The organism is Micromonospora sp. C28SCA-DRY-2 (assembly GCF_030519475.1).
Classification (GTDB): domain Bacteria; phylum Actinomycetota; class Actinomycetes; order Mycobacteriales; family Micromonosporaceae; genus Micromonospora.
This window is the reverse complement of record NZ_JAUMKD010000005.1, coordinates 413,918-429,544: the sequence shown is the minus strand read 5'-3', so window position 1 is coordinate 429,544 and position 15,627 is coordinate 413,918. Positions and strand designations below refer to the sequence as shown.

Annotated in this window: 16 protein-coding genes and 4 tRNA genes; 7 read left to right on the top strand and 13 right to left on the bottom strand. The window is 74.9% G+C overall.

Annotation, left to right across the window (positions count from 1 at the left end):
* Window positions 1-52: 52 nt before the first annotated feature.
* From Q3W71_RS22670 to Q3W71_RS22655, 4 genes are all read right to left on the bottom strand, one after another.
* A complete protein-coding gene (locus Q3W71_RS22670; protein WP_302921405.1) occupies window positions 53-718 on the bottom strand; it encodes a hypothetical protein in 666 nt (221 codons plus the stop codon).
* 140 nt (window positions 719-858) lie between these two features.
* A complete protein-coding gene (locus tag Q3W71_RS22665) occupies window positions 859-2,064 on the bottom strand; it encodes a snapalysin family zinc-dependent metalloprotease (RefSeq protein WP_302921404.1) in 1,206 nt (401 codons plus the stop codon).
* A gap of 141 nt (window positions 2,065-2,205) precedes the next feature.
* Window positions 2,206-2,625: an NUDIX domain-containing protein gene (locus Q3W71_RS22660; protein WP_302921403.1), complete on the bottom strand. Its 420-nt coding sequence runs from the start codon at window positions 2,623-2,625 to the stop codon at window positions 2,206-2,208.
* Window positions 2,626-2,645: 20 nt separating this feature from the next.
* Window positions 2,646-3,611 (bottom strand): DUF5937 family protein, encoded by a 966-nt coding sequence (locus Q3W71_RS22655; protein ID WP_302921401.1) that lies wholly within the window; start codon window positions 3,609-3,611, stop codon window positions 2,646-2,648.
* A 71-nt stretch (window positions 3,612-3,682) separates the two neighbouring features.
* Between Q3W71_RS22655 and Q3W71_RS22650 the strand changes: the two genes are divergently transcribed.
* The 6 genes from Q3W71_RS22650 to Q3W71_RS22625 all read left to right on the top strand — a co-directional run bounded on the left by Q3W71_RS22650 (window position 3,683) and on the right by Q3W71_RS22625 (window position 10,227).
* Window positions 3,683-4,957: an MFS transporter gene (locus Q3W71_RS22650; protein WP_302921400.1), complete on the top strand. Its 1,275-nt coding sequence runs from the start codon at window positions 3,683-3,685 to the stop codon at window positions 4,955-4,957.
* 135 nt (window positions 4,958-5,092) lie between these two features.
* Window positions 5,093-5,674 carry a hypothetical protein gene (locus Q3W71_RS22645; protein ID WP_302921399.1) on the top strand — a complete coding sequence of 194 codons (582 nt, stop codon included), beginning with the start codon at window positions 5,093-5,095 and terminating at the stop codon, window positions 5,672-5,674.
* A 97-nt stretch (window positions 5,675-5,771) separates the two neighbouring features.
* On the top strand, window positions 5,772-6,452 hold the full coding sequence (locus Q3W71_RS22640) for a response regulator transcription factor (protein WP_302921398.1): 681 nt from the start codon (window positions 5,772-5,774) through the stop codon (window positions 6,450-6,452).
* A 14-nt stretch (window positions 6,453-6,466) separates the two neighbouring features.
* Window positions 6,467-7,936: a HAMP domain-containing sensor histidine kinase gene (locus Q3W71_RS22635; RefSeq protein WP_302921397.1), complete on the top strand. Its 1,470-nt coding sequence runs from the start codon at window positions 6,467-6,469 to the stop codon at window positions 7,934-7,936.
* Window positions 7,933-8,859: a Gmad2 immunoglobulin-like domain-containing protein gene (locus Q3W71_RS22630; RefSeq protein ID WP_302921396.1), complete on the top strand. Its 927-nt coding sequence runs from the start codon at window positions 7,933-7,935 to the stop codon at window positions 8,857-8,859. Before Q3W71_RS22635 ends, Q3W71_RS22630 begins: the two co-directional genes overlap by 4 nt.
* 105 nt (window positions 8,860-8,964) lie before the next feature.
* Window positions 8,965-10,227: a hypothetical protein gene (locus Q3W71_RS22625; protein WP_302921395.1), complete on the top strand. Its 1,263-nt coding sequence runs from the start codon at window positions 8,965-8,967 to the stop codon at window positions 10,225-10,227.
* A 59-nt stretch (window positions 10,228-10,286) separates the two neighbouring features.
* Here Q3W71_RS22625 and Q3W71_RS22620 read toward each other — a convergent pair.
* The 6 genes from Q3W71_RS22620 to Q3W71_RS22595 all read right to left on the bottom strand — a co-directional run bounded on the left by Q3W71_RS22620 (window position 10,287) and on the right by Q3W71_RS22595 (window position 12,794).
* Window positions 10,287-10,359: transfer RNA gene (locus Q3W71_RS22620), tRNA-Arg, on the bottom strand.
* Window positions 10,360-10,402: 43 nt separating this feature from the next.
* Window positions 10,403-11,602, bottom strand: a complete 1,200-nt coding sequence (locus Q3W71_RS22615) for an RtcB family protein (RefSeq protein ID WP_302921394.1) — start codon at window positions 11,600-11,602, stop codon at window positions 10,403-10,405.
* 152 nt (window positions 11,603-11,754) lie between these two features.
* Window positions 11,755-11,828 (bottom strand) — tRNA-Gly (locus tag Q3W71_RS22610).
* Window positions 11,829-11,861: 33 nt separating this feature from the next.
* Window positions 11,862-11,933: transfer RNA gene (locus Q3W71_RS22605), tRNA-Glu, on the bottom strand.
* 32 nt (window positions 11,934-11,965) lie between these two features.
* Window positions 11,966-12,038, bottom strand: a tRNA-Pro gene (locus Q3W71_RS22600).
* A gap of 390 nt (window positions 12,039-12,428) precedes the next feature.
* Entirely contained in the window at window positions 12,429-12,794 is a 366-nt protein-coding gene (locus Q3W71_RS22595) for a hypothetical protein (RefSeq protein WP_302921393.1), read from the bottom strand.
* Between the two features lie 32 nt (window positions 12,795-12,826).
* Here Q3W71_RS22595 and Q3W71_RS22590 point away from each other — a divergent pair, with 32 nt between their 5' ends.
* On the top strand, window positions 12,827-13,609 hold the full coding sequence (locus Q3W71_RS22590) for an alpha/beta hydrolase family protein (protein ID WP_302921392.1): 783 nt from the start codon (window positions 12,827-12,829) through the stop codon (window positions 13,607-13,609).
* Between the two features lie 15 nt (window positions 13,610-13,624).
* Here the strand turns inward: Q3W71_RS22590 and Q3W71_RS22585 are convergent, their stop codons facing one another.
* The 3 genes from Q3W71_RS22585 to Q3W71_RS22575 are packed head-to-tail and all read right to left on the bottom strand — an operon-like array spanning window position 13,625 to window position 15,615.
* Window positions 13,625-14,452, bottom strand: a complete 828-nt coding sequence (locus tag Q3W71_RS22585; RefSeq protein WP_302921391.1) for a M15 family metallopeptidase — start codon at window positions 14,450-14,452, stop codon at window positions 13,625-13,627.
* A complete protein-coding gene (locus Q3W71_RS22580) occupies window positions 14,449-15,459 on the bottom strand; it encodes an acetylxylan esterase (RefSeq protein WP_302921390.1) in 1,011 nt (336 codons plus the stop codon). Before Q3W71_RS22580 ends, Q3W71_RS22585 begins: the two co-directional genes overlap by 4 nt.
* 3 nt (window positions 15,460-15,462) lie before the next feature.
* Window positions 15,463-15,615, bottom strand: coding sequence for a hypothetical protein (locus tag Q3W71_RS22575; protein WP_302921389.1), 153 nt, complete (start codon window positions 15,613-15,615; stop codon window positions 15,463-15,465).
* Window positions 15,616-15,627 lie beyond the last annotated feature (12 nt).

The window sequence follows — 15,627 nt, the reverse complement described above, 5'->3', positions numbered from 1 at the left end:
CCGCGACCTGGGATTTCGGTGCCGGTGGATGCCGTCGGGTGGGCGCGGGGGCTCAGGAGCCCCGGTTGCGCTCCTGGGCGAGCCGTTCGTCGAGCCGGCCCAACTCGTAGATGGCGTTTAGGTTGGTGGGCAGCCGGGTGACGTTGTCGTCGACCGGCCCGGGCTCGGACTCCGCAACGGCGGCCGGCGCGGCCGGCGCGGCGGGCGCGGCGGGCGCGGCGGCGGGCACGACCCGGGGCCGGCCGCGGCGCAGCAGCAGCACCACCGGCACCGCCAGGGCGCCGATCGCCATGCCGAGGACCATCCACTGGAGCCGGTCGTCGTCGCCCGGTGCGGCGGGCCCGGTCAGCGGCGCCGGGTCCTCGACCGTGGCGCTGCGCCCGTCGGGCGCGGGCACCACACCCTCCCGGCCACCCGACCCCTGGCCGGCCCGCCCGGGCACCGGCACGCCGGGTGCCACGGACGCCGGGGCGGAGGTCGCCGACGACGGGACGGCGGGGGCGGGCGTCGGTGCCGACGTGGCGGAGCCGCTCGGGCCGGGCGAGACGCTCGGCGGCGGCGTGGTGCCGCCGTCACCGCCGCCCAGCAGGCCGTCGACCACGTCGCCGACACCGCCGAGCAGCCCACCGACCAGCCCGCCGGAGTTCGACGACGAGGGCGCGGGCGTCGGCGCGGGCGCCAGGGCCAGGGTCAGGGCGAGCGCGGCGACGGCAGGCATGGATCACCTCGGAAGGGGTCGATATGTGAGCACCGTACCGCACTCCGCGTGTCCGTCGAGTGACGCCCCACCGCCGTCGGCCGGCGGGCACGGTCACGGGGGACGCCACCGGGCGGCGTCCCCCGTGACGGGCGCAGCGATCAGGCCGGCAGACCGCCGACCTGGGTGTTGATCCACGACCGGATGGAGGGCAGGTCGCCGTAGATCGAGGGGCCGGTGGCGCAGACCGAGTTGTTGTTGCCGGACCGGCTGGTGGCGCCGATCAGGTTCCACACCCCGTTGATCCGGCGCACCTGCGGGCCGCCGGAGTCGCCGTAGCAGGCGCCGGAGTTGCCGTTGGTGTTGTTCGTGCAGATCTCGTACGGGCCGTTGATGCCGATACAGCGGCTGTCCGACACGATCGAGGTGTCCAGCTCGTTGGCGACCGCCGGCGCGCTGCCGCAGCCGCGGGTCGGGCAGGTCTGGCCCCAGCCGATGATCCGGGTCGCCGTGCCGACCGCGCCCGAGGTGGTGGGGATGGGTGCCGGGGCGTAGCTGACCGAGCTGGCCAGTTGCAGCAGCTTGACATCGATCGTCGGGTGGTTGACCGCCCGGGTCACCCGGACCACCGTCCCGCCGCTGGTGCGGTTGACGCTGCCCACCCGCACCGAGGTGGGCGTCGAGCAGTGCCGGGCGGTGACCGCCCAGTTGGCCTTGATCAGGGTGCCGGTGCACCCGGAGACGTAGACCATCCACGGGTAGTTCTCGGTGGCCGGGCGCCCGCCGACCACCAGCGGCGCCACGTCGCCCTCGGCGTCCGCACCGTCGGTCCAGGTGTACGACCGGGCGACGTCGGCCTCCGTCGCGGCCAGGCCGCCGGCGAAGAGCTGGTTGACCCGGCTGGCCTCGGCCGAGCTGGGGTACGCGTTGCGGCAGGAGACCGGCGCGCTGCTGCCCGACATCAGGTCCGAGCAGAGGCCGGTACGCCGGTCCGGCAGGCCGAGGATGTGACCCAGCTCGTGGCTGGCGATCCGGGTCCGGTCGTAGCCCTGGTTGACCGCCGTCCAGCCCATCCAGATCCGGCCCGAGCCCAGGCTGGTGACCTGCGCGCGCGGCCAGCCGCTGTCCACATAGATGGTGACGTTGCCCGGCGTGCGGGCCACCAGTTGCACGTTGCTGACCCGGCTGTTCCAGATCTGTGCGGCCTGGTCGAAGTTGGTGCGGAACTCACCGGCCCGGCTCGCGTCGTAGTAGACGGTGCGGACCGCCGCGGACGCGGTCGTGCCGCTGGCCACCTGGACCCCGGCCGCGGCCAGGACGGCCGTCAGCACGGCGCCCGCGGCGCGCAGCAGTTGTCGTCGGAACATCACGCACTCCCCTGTGTTCACGGCGGCAGGACCGCCGAACATCGATGTACGTGAATGTTAGATCGATCCTGGTCGATGTCCCCCATAACGGATCCGTCATACCGGGCGCGGCCGACCCACCCGGCGGCGGTACCGGGCCGGTCAGGGCAGCGGATCGGGCAGCATCGCCAGGGTCGCCGGCGCCTGCGAGTGCAGCGGGGCGGGCAGCGCGTCGCGGGTGAACCAGCCCAACCGGTCGAACTTGTGCGGCTCGCCGATCGCCACCGTCGCCGGGTCGACCCGGACGGCGAAGACCACCGCCACCCAGTGCGACGGCGGGTCGGCCCGCAGCACGTTGCGCACCCCGAGCAGGGTGACCGCCAGCGGCGTGGTCGCGTACTCCTCGGCGACCTCCCGGCCGACCGCCGCCTCGAACGTCTCGCCGAACTCCAGCGCGCCCGCGCCGGTGTCCCAGGTGCCCGGCTCGTCGCGGGCACCGGCCGCGCGCCGGGCCAGCAGCAGCCGACCCGCGCCGTCGTGGCAGACGAACACGCAGGAGACCTGGGGCGTACGCCCGGTCATGGGTCGCCTCCCGTGAGGTGTCAGGGTGCGGCGGCGACCAACGCCTCCGCCGCGGTCGTCCGGGCGTAGAGCACGAACCGGCCGGCGCGGTGGGCGCCGACCAGACCCGCCGCGCGCAGCGCACCGAGGTGTGCCGACACCGTACCCGGGGTCAGCCCGCACCGGTCGGCCAGTTCGGTGGTCGAGGTCGGCACGGCCAACTCGTGCAGCAGCGCGGCCCGGGTCCGGCCGAGCACCCGGGCCAGCCCGCGACCGTGCGGGCCCGGGGCCCGCTCCCAGAGCGTGGCGACCGCGCGGGCCGGGTAGCGCAGCACCGGTTGGCCGGGCGAGCCGAAGTTGGACCAGACCCGGGGGCCGCAGAAGACCGACGGGACCAGCAGCAGCCCCCGCCCGTCGAGGTGTACCGCGCCGGAGACGACCAGGTGGTCGACGTGCAGCGTGTCGCCCTCCAGGCGGACGTACGGGTCGAGGTGGTTGAGCAGTCCGGCGACCCCGTCGCTGGCCATCCGCTGCGCGCCCAGCAGCACCTCCCGCTCCAGCAGCGTGCGCATCCGCGGCCAGTACGGCCCGATCGCCGCGTCGGCGTACGCCCGCACCACCCCGGCCAGCCGGGCCAGCCCGGCGGGCGGGTCGTCGTACAGCTCGGCCAGCCGCGCCGACCGCGGCCCGGCGCCCAGCTCGGCCCGGACGGCCTCGGCCGGGGTGGCGGCGAGGGTGGCCAGCTCCACGTCGAGGGTCGGCTGGGAGGTCGATGGGGGCGGGCAGAGGAAGCTCGGCACCACCCCGGTCAGCACCGGCACCAGGTCGGCCAGGAGCCGCCAGTCCACACCAGCCAGCCGTGGCCGGGCCCGCTCGGCCCAGGGCAGGTGCTCCGGGAACCGGTGTGGTTGCCGGATGACCCGGACGCTGGCCACCACCTCCCAGAGCGGCGACACCGCGAACCGGGTGGTCGCGAGGTCGCGGGCGGCCAACCCGACCAGCATCATCGGCGCCTCCGTGGATTTGGCGGTGACCAAATCTATCGCCCGCGGCGCGAGGCCTCGGCACGGTGGTCGGCATGCTCACCGCTCCTGCCGCCCCGCCCGCCGGCCGCCACGGGACCGGCCGCTGGCCCCGCCCGTTCCGGCTGCTCTACGCCGGCGCGCTCGTCCACGACCTCGGCTTCCAGGTCGGCCAGTTGGCCGTACCGGTGCTCGCCGTCGCCCTGCTGGCCGCCACCCCCGGCCAGGTGGGGCTGCTCGGCGCGCTGAGCACCGCCGCGTTCCTGCTGATCGGCCTGCCGGCCGGCGTCTGGGTCGACCGGCTACCCCGGCGCACGGTGCTGGTCACCGCGAACCTGACCCGGGCCGCGCTGGTGGGTTCCGTGCCGCTGGCCTGGTGGGCCGGCTGGCTGAGCATCGAGCAGCTCTACCTGGTGGTGCTGCTGACCGGCGTCGGCACGGTCTTCGCCGACATCGCGGCGCAGAGCTACCTGCCGGAGCTGGTCGGCCGGGACCGCCTGGTCGCGGCGAACTCCCTGCTGGCGGGCACCAGTGCCACCCTGCAGATCGCCGGACGAGGGCTCGGCGGGCTGGCCGTGCAGGCGCTCACCGCGCCGGTGGCGATCGTGGCGGACGCGGTCGCCTTCGCGCTCTCCGCGGTCATCCTGCGACGGATCCCGGCCGGCCCGCCCCGCGAGCCGTCCCGGCAGTCGGCCGGCGGGTTCGGCCGGCAGCTCGGCGCGGGTGTCCGGCACGTGTTCGGCAACCCGCTGCTGCGCCCGCTCGCCGTCTCCACCGCCGGCATCAACCTCACCATGCAGCTGACCACCACGATGCTCCCGGTGGTGTTCCTGCGCGAGCTGAACCTGGGCCCCGCCGCCCTCGGCCTGTTCCTCGGCCTCGGCGGGGTCGGTGCGCTGCTCGGCGCGCTCACCGCCCGGCCGCTGGCCGAGCGGATCGGTCACGGCCGCGCGCTGTGGCTGCCCGGCGTGCTCGTCGCGCCGCTCGGCGGGCTGGTCGCGCTGATCGACGACGGGGCGCTGCTCTGGCTGGCCGGCGTCGGGTGGACGGCCCTGGCCTGGCGCACCGGGGTGGGCAACGTGATCGGGGTGAGCCTGCGCCAGGGCAGCACCCCGGACCCGCTGCTCGGGCGGATGAACGCCACCTTCCGGTTCCTGCTCACCGGGGCGCTCACCGTCGGCGCGGTCGCCGCCGGCCTGCTCGGCCAGTACGCCGACGTGCGCACCTCGCTGGTCGTCGGCGCCGTCGCCAACGGCCTGACCTGGCTGCCGGTCTACTGCTCGCCGTTGCGCACGCTGCGCCGGCCGCCGGAATCCGATCCGGACGCCTGACCACGGCACCTGTTACCCGGGCGTTACGCCACGGCGAAGTCGCTGTGGCGGACCGGGCCGACGGTGGACGCCGAGGCCACCGGCGACGATGCCGACCGGGGTGGCCCGAACGGGAACGACCCGGAGGGGAAGACGATGAGGATCAGGAGCGCGCTCACGGCGCTGGTGGTCGTGCTCGGCGGGCTGGTCGCCGGCGCGGGCACCGGCACCGCGGCGACCACCACCACCGCCGCGGCGACCGGGTCGCCGTACTGCGGGATCACCTGGGGCAGCGGGGCGAAGTCGGCCGGCACGCTGAGCACCGCCCCGCTGGTCGAGGTACGCACCGGCCGGCACGACTGCTACGACCGGGTGGTGTTCGAGTTCGCCGGGGCGGTGACCGGCTACACGGTCACCTACGGCGAGACCTGGACCGAGGGCGAGGGGCTGCCGCTGTCGCCGTACACCGCCGGGGACGAGCTGCTGCGGGTCTCGCTCCAGGCGCCGGCGTACGACGACGAGCACGTGGCCACCGTGCCGTACCGAGTCGGCGAGCACGCGGCCAACGTGCTGCGCTACCGGACCCTGCGGGACGTGGTCTTCGGGGGCAGCTTCGAGGGCTACACCACGTTCGCCGTCGGGGTGCGGGCCCGGCTGCCGTTCCGGGTGTTCGTGCTCAGCGGCCCCGGCACGCACAGCCGGATCGTGCTCGACGTCGCCCACCAGTGGCAGCAGTGAGCGAGCCGCACGGTGGAGGGCCCGGCGTCGCCCGGGCCCTCCACATCGTCCGTTGCGGCAGGTCGGCGCCGGGTCGCGGCGGGACTAGTCTCGGATGATGGAGGGCCACGTGCTGGTGGTCGAGGACGACGCCTCCATCCGGGAGGTCACCGCCCTGGGGCTGCGCCGTGCCGGATTCCGGGTCAGCACCGCCGTCGACGGCCGCGAGGCGCTCGCGGCGTGGCGGGCCCGGCCGGTCGACCTGATCGTGCTCGACGTCATGCTGCCCGGTCTGGACGGCTTCGAGGTGTGCCGGGAGATCCGCCGCACCAGCCAGGTGCCCGTCCTGATGCTGACGGCCCGCACCGACACCATCGACGTGGTGGTGGGCCTGGAGTCCGGCGCCGACGACTACCTGCGCAAGCCGTTCGACCTGCCGGAGCTGGTGGCGCGGGTCCGGTCGGTGCTGCGCCGGGCCACCGCGCCGGTGGCCCCGGAGGTGTTCACCGTCGGCGGGCTGGAGATCGACCCGGCCAGTTTCGTCGCCCGCAAGGGCGGCCGGGACCTGCCGCTGACCGCCACCGAGTTCCGGCTGCTGCTGGAGCTGGCCCGCCGGCCGGGGCAGGTCTTCACCCGCGAGCTGCTGCTGGAGCGGGTGTGGAACCACAGCTACCTCGGCGACAGCCGGCTGGTCGACGTGGCGGTGCAACGGCTGCGGGCCAAGGTCGAGGACGATCCGGCCCACCCGCGGCTGGTCCGCACCGTCCGCGGCGCCGGCTACAAGCTGTCCACGGCGTGAGAGAGGAGGCGCTGATGGCCACCGACGCCGTCGCACCGGGCCGCCTGCGCCGCCGCCTCATGATCGCGTTCGTGCTGGTCGCCGGGGTCTCCGCCGGAGTGCTCGCGGGCGGCTCGTACCTGCTGCTGCGGCAGGCCCGCCTGGACGGCTCGCTGCACCAGGCCGCCGCCGACGCCCGCTACCAGCTGGTGCTCGCCGGGCAGTTCCTGCCGCTGACCGACCAGCGCCGCGCCGACCTGCTGGCCAGCTTCGAGAACAGCGGCCGGCACGTGGTGCTGGTGGCCGGCGAACCGCAGCCGTCCAACCCGGTGTACGCGCCGGCGCTCGGCGCGCAGCTGCGGGCCACCGTGGCGGCCGGCCAGCTCGGCTACGAACGCTCCGCGCCCGACGCCCGCCCCCGGCTGCTGGTGGTCGGCGGCCGGATCCCCGGCTCGACCGCCGAGCTGTACGTGGTCACCGTCGAGGACGCGGTCGTCGCCGACCTCGACCAGCTCCGCACCGCGCTGCTGGCCGGCTGGGTGCTGGTGGTGCTGCTCGCCGCCGGGGTCGGGCACAGTCTGGCCCGCCGGACCCTGGAACCGGTGGGCCGGGCCAGCCGGGCCGCCCGCGCCATCACCGAAGGGCTGCTCGCCACCCGGCTGCCCGTCCGCGGCCGCGACGAGTTCAGCGCCTGGGCCGCCTCGTTCAACGAGATGGCCGAGGCGCTGGAGTCGAAGATCGAGGCGCTGTCCCGCGCCCAGGCGCGGGAGCGGCGGTTCACCGCCGACGTCGCGCACGAACTGCGTACCCCGGTCACCGCCCTGGTGGCCGCGGCCTCGCTGCTGCGCGACCACCTGGACCAGCTGCCCGGCGACGCCCGGCGCGCGGCCGAACTGCTGGTCACCGACGTGGTCCGGCTGCGCCGACTGGTGGAGGACCTGATGGAGATCTCCCGGCTCGACGCCGGCCAGGAGCCGGTCTCCGTCCGCCCGGTCGACCCGCCCGCCCTGCTCGACGCCATCGTCTCCGCGCGCGGCTGGCGGGACCGGGTCAGCGTCGCCGCCGAGCCGGTCGAGCTGTGCACCGACCCGCGGCGGCTGGAACGGGTGCTGGCCAACCTGATCGCCAACGCGGTCGAACACGGCGGCGGCGAGATCCGGGCCGCCGTCCGCCGAGCCGGGCCGCTCGTCGAGTTCGAGGTCACCGACCAGGGGCCGGGCATCCCCGCCGAGCACCTGCCGCGGCTCTTCGACCGGTTCTACAAGGTCGACCCGGCGCGCGCCGGCCGGGGCAGCGGACTCGGGCTGGCCATCGCCCGGGAGAACGCCCGGCTGCTCGGCGGCCGGCTGTCCGTACACAGCGAACCCGGCCGCGGCACCCGGTTCCGGCTGGAACTGCCCGCCACCGGGCCGGTCGGTGGGGGCGGGACCGGGCTTTCTGACCCGCCCCCCGATCCCGCCGACGCCAGCGCCCGTCCGGCAGCACAGCCCGGAGGTGCCCGATGACCCGCCCCGCCGCCCGGCACCCGGCCGGCCGCGCCCCGCTGGCCAGCAGCGGCGCCGCGCTGGCGGTCGTCCTGTGCCTGCTCGCCGGCTGCGCCGACCCGCGCGGCGGCTCGCTCGGCCCGGCGCCCACCGCGGCGTCGCCGGCCAGCACCGCGCCCACCGGCCCGACCCCGCCACCCACCCCGGCGGACACCGGCTCGCCGCCGGCCACGCCGGCGACCCGCACCGCATCCCCGAGCACCGGCGCCACCCCCCGCCCGCAGAACCTCACCATGGAGCTGTGGTACGTCCGCGACGGGCGGATCACCCCGACCCGGCGCACCAGGCCGGCCACCCTGGCCACCTCCCGGCTGGCGCTGACCGAACTCGCCGCCGGGCCGACCACGGCGGAGGCCGCCACCGGCATGAGCACCCTGCTGCCGGCCGGCGTCGAGGTCACCCGGATCGCCGACGGCGTCGCCACCCTCCCCCCGCTGCCGGCCGGGGCGGCGGCGACCCGGCGACTGCGCGAGGCCCAGGTCGTCTACACCCTCACCCAGTTCCCCAGCGTGCGGCGGGTCCGGTTCGGCACCGGCGACCCGGTCGACCGCGCCACCTACGCCGACCTGCTCCCGGCGATCGTGGTGACCGGCCCCGTCGTCGGCCAGCGGGTCACCTCCCCGGTCACCGTCACCGGCACCGCCGACGTGTTCGAGGCGACCGTCAGCGTCCGGATCCTCGACGCCGCCGGTCGGGAACTGGCGACCACCTTCACGACCGCCACCTGCGGCACCGGCTGCCGCGGTGACTACCGGGTCGGCGTCCGCTACCGGCTGGCCCGGGAACAGGTCGGCACCGTCGAGGTGTACGAGGTGTCCCCCGCGGACGGCAGCCGTACCAAGGTGGTCGCGGTGCCGGTGACGCTCGCCGCCACCGGCCGCTGACCGCCTCCCGGCGTCGCACGCGCCACGACGGACCGATGAGGTCTCGACCGTCGCGGCGGCCAACCGGGGTGGACGGCCAAGATCGGCGCTGCCATGATCCCCCGCGTGAATGTCGATTCGCGTGCCGTGGCCGACAGGCGCCCTGAGACCAGGGGCAACGGCCGGCGCTGGGCGGTGCTTGTCGTGGCTTCTCTCGGGCTGGTGCTGCTGGCCGCCGCCCAGTACCGTCCCTGGGTCAGCGTCCGCGAGGTCATCGGCGTACTCTCACCGGGAGCCGGCGCCTTGGAGCAGACGTACACCCTTTCCGACCTGGCCAACGATCGTGTCTCGCTGTACTCCGGATGGGCACTGCTCGTGACCCTGCTCGCGGTTCGGTGGGCCAGGCCCGAATGGCGTCGACGCCTACACCCCATCGCCGTGGTGGTGGTCGGCGCCCTGATGTTCCTGACCTTCGATTCGGCGCAGTCCGCACTGGATCTCTACGGCTATGGCAACGCCCATCCGCAAGCGCGGCTGGCTAGCGGCGCATGGCTCGCCGTGTTCGGGACTCTGCTGCTCGGTGCCGCGGCGACGGTCCTCCAAATCCCCGCTCCAGGCAGCGCCGAGTCCGCCAGCACCGCGTCGCAGTCCGGCCCGCCACCGCTACCATCGGCTGGCCCCTCCCCGGAGCGGCCGGATCTGCTTGTGGCTTCCCAGGATCCACCGGTGCCGGCAGAGGCGGGACGCGGATGGTCAGAGCGACCAGTTCAGGTGTCGTGGTGGCGTCGTCCTGGCCCTCTCGCCATCGCCACCAGCGCAGTGGTGACGGTGACGCTGCTATCGGTCGCCGCGGTGTGGTTGGCGTTCAATCGGCCGACTCCGTCTCGTCAGCACGACATGGACCTCGGTGATCTCGTCATCGCTGCTCCTGCATCAGCGACCCCCGATCCATTACCCCCCAGCACGAACGCGCAACTGCACCTGCAGCACGCCCACCAACCCTCCGCACCGTCGATGAGTGCGCTCCAGGTGCTGACAGCCCGGCGTCAACTGACCGCCGGCTGGGCCTATCCCGACGGCACCACGGTGACCGTGGCCCTGCTGCAGTTCGAGTCTGACCAGGCGGCAGCGGAGTTCTTCAGCGCCTACAGCAACGAAGCCGCCGCCACTGTCGGCTTGGCCCGAACTGCTGAGGTGCCTGGAGTCAACTCCGCGAAGGCATTCGTCCAGCCGGGCCTTGACCCCAAGGGTCGGCAGCTCCAGCAGGCCGTCGCGTACCGGGACGACATCGCATTTCTCATCACCGAGACGAGGCGGCAGCCAACGACCCTGGCTCATCTCCACACGCTCACCCTGGACCAGTACGAGCGTCTACCTTCCCGGGGGTGAGCGCGCCTTACCAGCCCCCACGGGCCGCCCGGCGCGCTCGCGCCGGGCGGCGTACGACGTGCCCCGGCCAGGATTCGAACCTGGACCCTCCGGATTCGTAGACCGGCGCGCTCTCCGTTGCGCCACCGGGGCGTGCGGACCGGCGCCCCCAACCCCCCGGGGCGCCGGCCTGCGGTCATCCCTTCACGCAGACCACCTGCTTGAGGTGCGCCACCACCTCGACCAGGTCCTCCTGCTGGGCCATCACCTCGGTGATGTCCTTGTACGCGCCGGGGATCTCGTCGACCACCCCGGCGTCCTTGCGGCACTCCACCCCCGCGGTCTGCGCCGCCAGGTCGGCCGTGCTGAACGTCCGCTTGGCCTGCGCCCGGGACATCCGCCGCCCGGCCCCGTGCGAGGCCGAGCAGTACGCGTCCGGGTTCCCCTTGCCGCGAACGATGTACGACCCGGTGCCCATCGACCCCGGGATGATGCCCAGGTCCCCCCGACCGGCCCGGATCGCGCCCTTGCGGGTCACCAGCACGTCCACCCCGCCGTAGCTCTCCTCCGCCACGTAGTTGTGGTGGCAGGAGATCGGCTCGTCGTAGCCGACCTGCGGGAACCGGTCGCGGACCACCTGGCAGAGCAGGGCGAGCATCACGGCCCGGTTGCGCCGCGCGTACTCCTGCGCCCAGAACAGGTCCCGCCGGTAGGCCGCCATCTCCGGCGTGCCGGCGAGGAAGACCGCGAGGTCCCGGTCGGGCAGGTCGGCGTTGTGCGGGAGCCGGCGGGCCACCCCGATGTGCCGCTCGGCCAGTTCCTTGCCGATGTTGCGGGACCCGGAGTGCAGCATCAGCCAGACCCGGCCGTCGTCGGCGCCACCCTGCTCCAGGCAGACCTCGATGAAGTGGTTGCCGCCGCCGAGCGTGCCCAGCTGCCGCTGGGCCCGGGTCTCCAGCTGGGCGACCCGCTTGTCGAGGTCGGCGAAGCCGCGCCAGAACGCGTCCCAGCCGGCCTGCTCCAGGCCGCGCACCCGGCGCGGGTCGACGGCGGTGTCCCGCTGGGCGAAGCCGACCGGGATCGCCGCCTCGATCGCCGAACGCAGCCCGGCCAGGTCGTCGGGCAGGTCGGCCGCGGTGAGCGAGGTACGCACCGCGGACATCCCGCAGCCGATGTCCACGCCGACCGCGGCCGGCGAGACCGCCTGCCGCATCGCGATCACCGAACCGACGGTGGCGCCCTTGCCGAAGTGCACGTCCGGCATGACCGCGACGCCCTCCACCCAGGGGAGCGCGCCGATGTTGCGCAGCTGCCGCGCGGCCTGCGGCTCGATGCCGTACGGGTCGGTCCAGACCCGGACCGGCGCGCGGGTGCCCGCGAGCGTGCTGAACGTCATCGTCGTCTCCTCGTGTCGTCTGGTCGCCACCGTCTCCCGGTGTGACCGAAAGTGATCGTGGACCGCCCGGGCATCGAACCCGGCGGGAGTGGCGTGCAAAGCCGCTCCGCGCCCAGCGTGCGGCCCGTGCCGGGCGAGGTGCCCGGCGGTCGAGCGGTTGGCCGGACTCGAACCGGCGATCTTCACCGTGGCGAGGTGACGCGCTGCCAGACTGCGCTACAACCGCGGGTGGCGGGCGACGCCGTGCGGCGTCGCCACGTAGGCCGTACGGGGTTCGAACCCGTGACCTCCCGGCTGAGAACCGGGTGAGCTTCCGTTGCTCCAACGGCCCGTGCCGGGACGGGCTCGCCGCCCGTCCCGCCGTCCGGGACCGGGGAATCGAACCCCGTGTCTCTCGCGCCCAAGGCGAGCGGGTCAGCCAGCTCCCTCGTCCCGGTGGTGTGCCGCTCCCGGCCGGACCGGGGGCGGCGACTCGTGCCGTCCGCTGTGGAGTTGAGAAGGATCGACGGTCCCGGCGAGCCCGGAACGCGGAGGTACGGTCGGGGAACGAAAAAGCCGCCCGGCCCCGGCGGGGTGGGCGGCTGCGCGATTCGCGCCGGCGCTAGTCGCGCCACCGCCCCGGTCGCCGGCCCCGCCGACACTGACCCTGGGCGCCTTCGCCCGCGGGCCGCAGGGCACCACCACGCGGCGACAGCCACGTGGGGTAGGTGCGGTTGCGCTGCGACACGGCGTGCTCCAAACGGGATCGTGCGGTTCGGTTGACCTTGCGACATGGACAGTAGGCGTGTCCGCGGCTGACCGCAATTGATATTCGACGGCGAGGGGATCACGACCCGTCGCGCCGCCCGGCGACCCGACGGACGACCGCCAGCAGATACCTCCGGCGGTCCGTCGGGTCGTGGTCCGAGCGGTCCCGCACCGGCACCGGGCCGCGTACCGGGCGGTGGTGGTCGAACGCGGACTCCAGCATCCCCTCGCCCCGGGTCACCGCCGGCAGCCGCTGCTCCAGCGCGTGCACCCGCCCGGCGGGGATGTCCCCGACCACCACGTACGCGGCGCCCTGGGCGGTGGTCTGCCGGGGCACCGCGGCCAGCCCGACCAGCACCGGCAGCACCGCGCCGAGCACGTCGCCGGGCACCTCCAGCCGGAAGCGGTGCATCGGCTCCGCCACCCGGGTGGCGGCCTGCCGCAACCCGGCACCGCGATGGGCTACGGTCGGGCACCGTGGCCCTGATGCGTGTCGACTTCTACTCCGAGGTGCTCACCCTCAGCACGTCGATGACGGTGATCCTCCCGCAGCGCACCACCTCGCAGATCGGCATGGCCGGCGGCGTCACCGCCGGCGACCCGCCGGTGCTGTACCTGCTGCACGGCCTGACCGACGACGACACCATCTGGTCGCGCCGCACCTCGATCGAGCGGTACGTCGCCCCGCTCGGCCTGGCGGTGGTGATGCCCCAGGTGTCGCGCAGCTTCTACACCGACGAGGAGCACGGCAACCGGTACTGGACGTTCCTCAGCTCCGAGCTGCCGCAGGTCTGTTCGTCGTTCTTCCGGCTGTCGCAGCGGCGGGAGGACACCTTCGTCGCCGGGCTGTCGATGGGCGGCTACGGCGCGGTGAAGTGGGCGCTGCGTGAGCCGGGCCGGTTCGCCGCGGCGGCCAGCCTCTCCGGCGCGCTGGACGTGGCGACCCGGCGGCACCACCCGACCAGCCCGCTGGACCCGGCGGTCTGGCACACCGTCTTCGGCGAGCGCCAGGTGACCGGCACCGAGGACGACACGATCGCGCTGCTCGACCGGTACGGCGACGGCGGCGCCGAGGCACCCGCGCTCTACCTCGCGTGCGGCACGGAGGACTTCCTCTACGAGGACAACGTCCACTTCGTCGAGACGGCCCGGCGGCGCGGGGTGCCGCTCACCGTGGACTTCTCCCCCGGCGCCCACGACTGGGGGTACTGGGACGCGAAGATCCAGGACGTGCTGGCCTGGTTGCCGCTGCGCGGGTGACGGCGCCGGGCGGGCTCACCCGACCGAGGCGCGGGCCACCGGGGCGTCGAAGTAGGTGTCCGGGTAGGGCTCGTCGCGGTAGCGGTAGTGCCACCACTCGCGGTCGTAGTTGACGAAGCCGGCGTCGGTCATCAGCCGCTCGAGCAGCCGCCGGTTCTCCCGGGCGACCCCGGTGACGCGGGGGGCGTCGGTGTGCGCGAGCGGGTCGAAGCAGTCGAACCCGGTGCCCATGTCCACGCTGTTGTCGGCGTACCGCTGGCCCACCGGCGCGGTGCAGGAGACCAGCGGCTGGCCCGGTGCGTACGGGGGCTGGCTGGGGGCGGGGACGCCGACCAGGGTCAGGTCGAGCGTGCTGCCCCGGCTGTGCGCGGTGGGCGCCCCCACGTAGCCCTGGTCGAACAGCGCCGACTTGGCCACCCGGGGATAGAACTCCCCCTTCATCTGCTGCTCGCCCGGCCGCTTCGCCCAGGCGACGAAGTCGTCGACGGCCGGCTGGGGGCGGTAGCAGTCGTACACCTTGAGGCTGTGCCCGCCGGCCAGCGCGGCGTCCTGGGCGCGGCGCAGCGCCTCCGCGGCCTCCCGGGTGAGCAGGCAGAGCGGTTCCCGGTAACCGGCGATCGGCCGGCCGACGAAGTTGTGCGGGCCGGCGTAGCGCAGGTCGGTCAGGATGCGCGGGTCGACGTCGGAGAGCACCACGAAGCCGGGCAGGCGGGGCGCCTCGGTCGGGGCCGGCGGCCGGCTCCGCGCCGGCTCCGGCGCGGGCCGGTCGCAGCCGGCGACGGTCGCGGCGAGCAGCCCGACCACCGCGACCACCGCGGCCGCCGACCTGCCTGGCCTGGTCACACCTCCTGTGTATCAGGCCCCGCGGCGGCCGGAACCCGGTCCGGCGACAGGTGGCCGCGCAGGAAGCGCAGGGCGGCCTCGTCGTCGTCGATCCCGCCGGCCTCGTGGCCGTTGTACCGCCAGACCGACACCTCCGCCGGCCCACGGTAGGCGTTGACCGCCGCGAAGACGGTCGACGGTGGCACGATCTCGTCCATCAGCGCGACGGAGAACCGGGCCGGCACCTCGGCGCGGCGGGCGAAGTTGACGCCGTCGACGTAGCCGAGGGTGGCCAGCACCCGCTCCTCGGCGTGCCGGTGGATGGCCAGGTAGTCGCGGATCTCCCGGTACGGCCGGGCGTCGGTGACCAGCACGGCGCGCGGGATGTCGGACAGGAACGGCACGCCGGCCACCAGGGCCGCCAGGTCGGGCACCAGGGCGGCGACGGCGAGCGCCACCCCGCCACCCTGGCTGTGCCCGAGGACGGCGACCCGCGCCGGGTCGACCGCCGGCAGGGTACGGACGGCGTCGACCGCCCGGACCCCGTCGGCGATCAGCCGCCGGTAGTAGTAGGTGCGCGGGTCCTCGATCCCCCGGGTGGTCACGCCGGGCGCCTCCGGGCCGGCGGCGGCCGGGTCCGGGGTGTCCCCCCGGCTCCAGCCCGACCCCTGCCCCCGGGTGTCCATCTGCAAATGCGCGAAGCCGGCCGACGCCCACAACAGGTTCTCCAGCGGGTGCCCCCGGCCGCCGCCGTAGCCGGCGTACTGGACCACGGTGGGCAGCGGCCGCCGGGCGTGCCGGGGCAGCCGCAGCCAGGCCCGCACCGGCTGACCCGCGTAGCCGGCGAAGGTGACGTCGAGGACGTCGACCGTGGCCAGGCCGGTCTCCACCGGCGCGGTCCGCGCCGGCCACCCGCGGTCGCGGGTCTCGGCGAGCGTGTCGGCCCAGAACCGGTCGAAGTCGCCCGGCGCCCGCACCTCGCTGCGGTACGCCCGTAGCTGCTCCTCCGGCAGGTCGGTGAGGACCATCGGCTACCGCTGCCCGGCGGGCGTCACGGCGGACCCGGGGCGTGCCCGGCGGGTGTGGTCGACCACCCGGTCGGCGGCGGTCGCCGGCGCGGCGGGGGCGAGCGTGGGCACGGCGCGGACCGCCGCACCCGCCGGGCCGGTACGGGTGAGGTGCACGCGACATCCCTT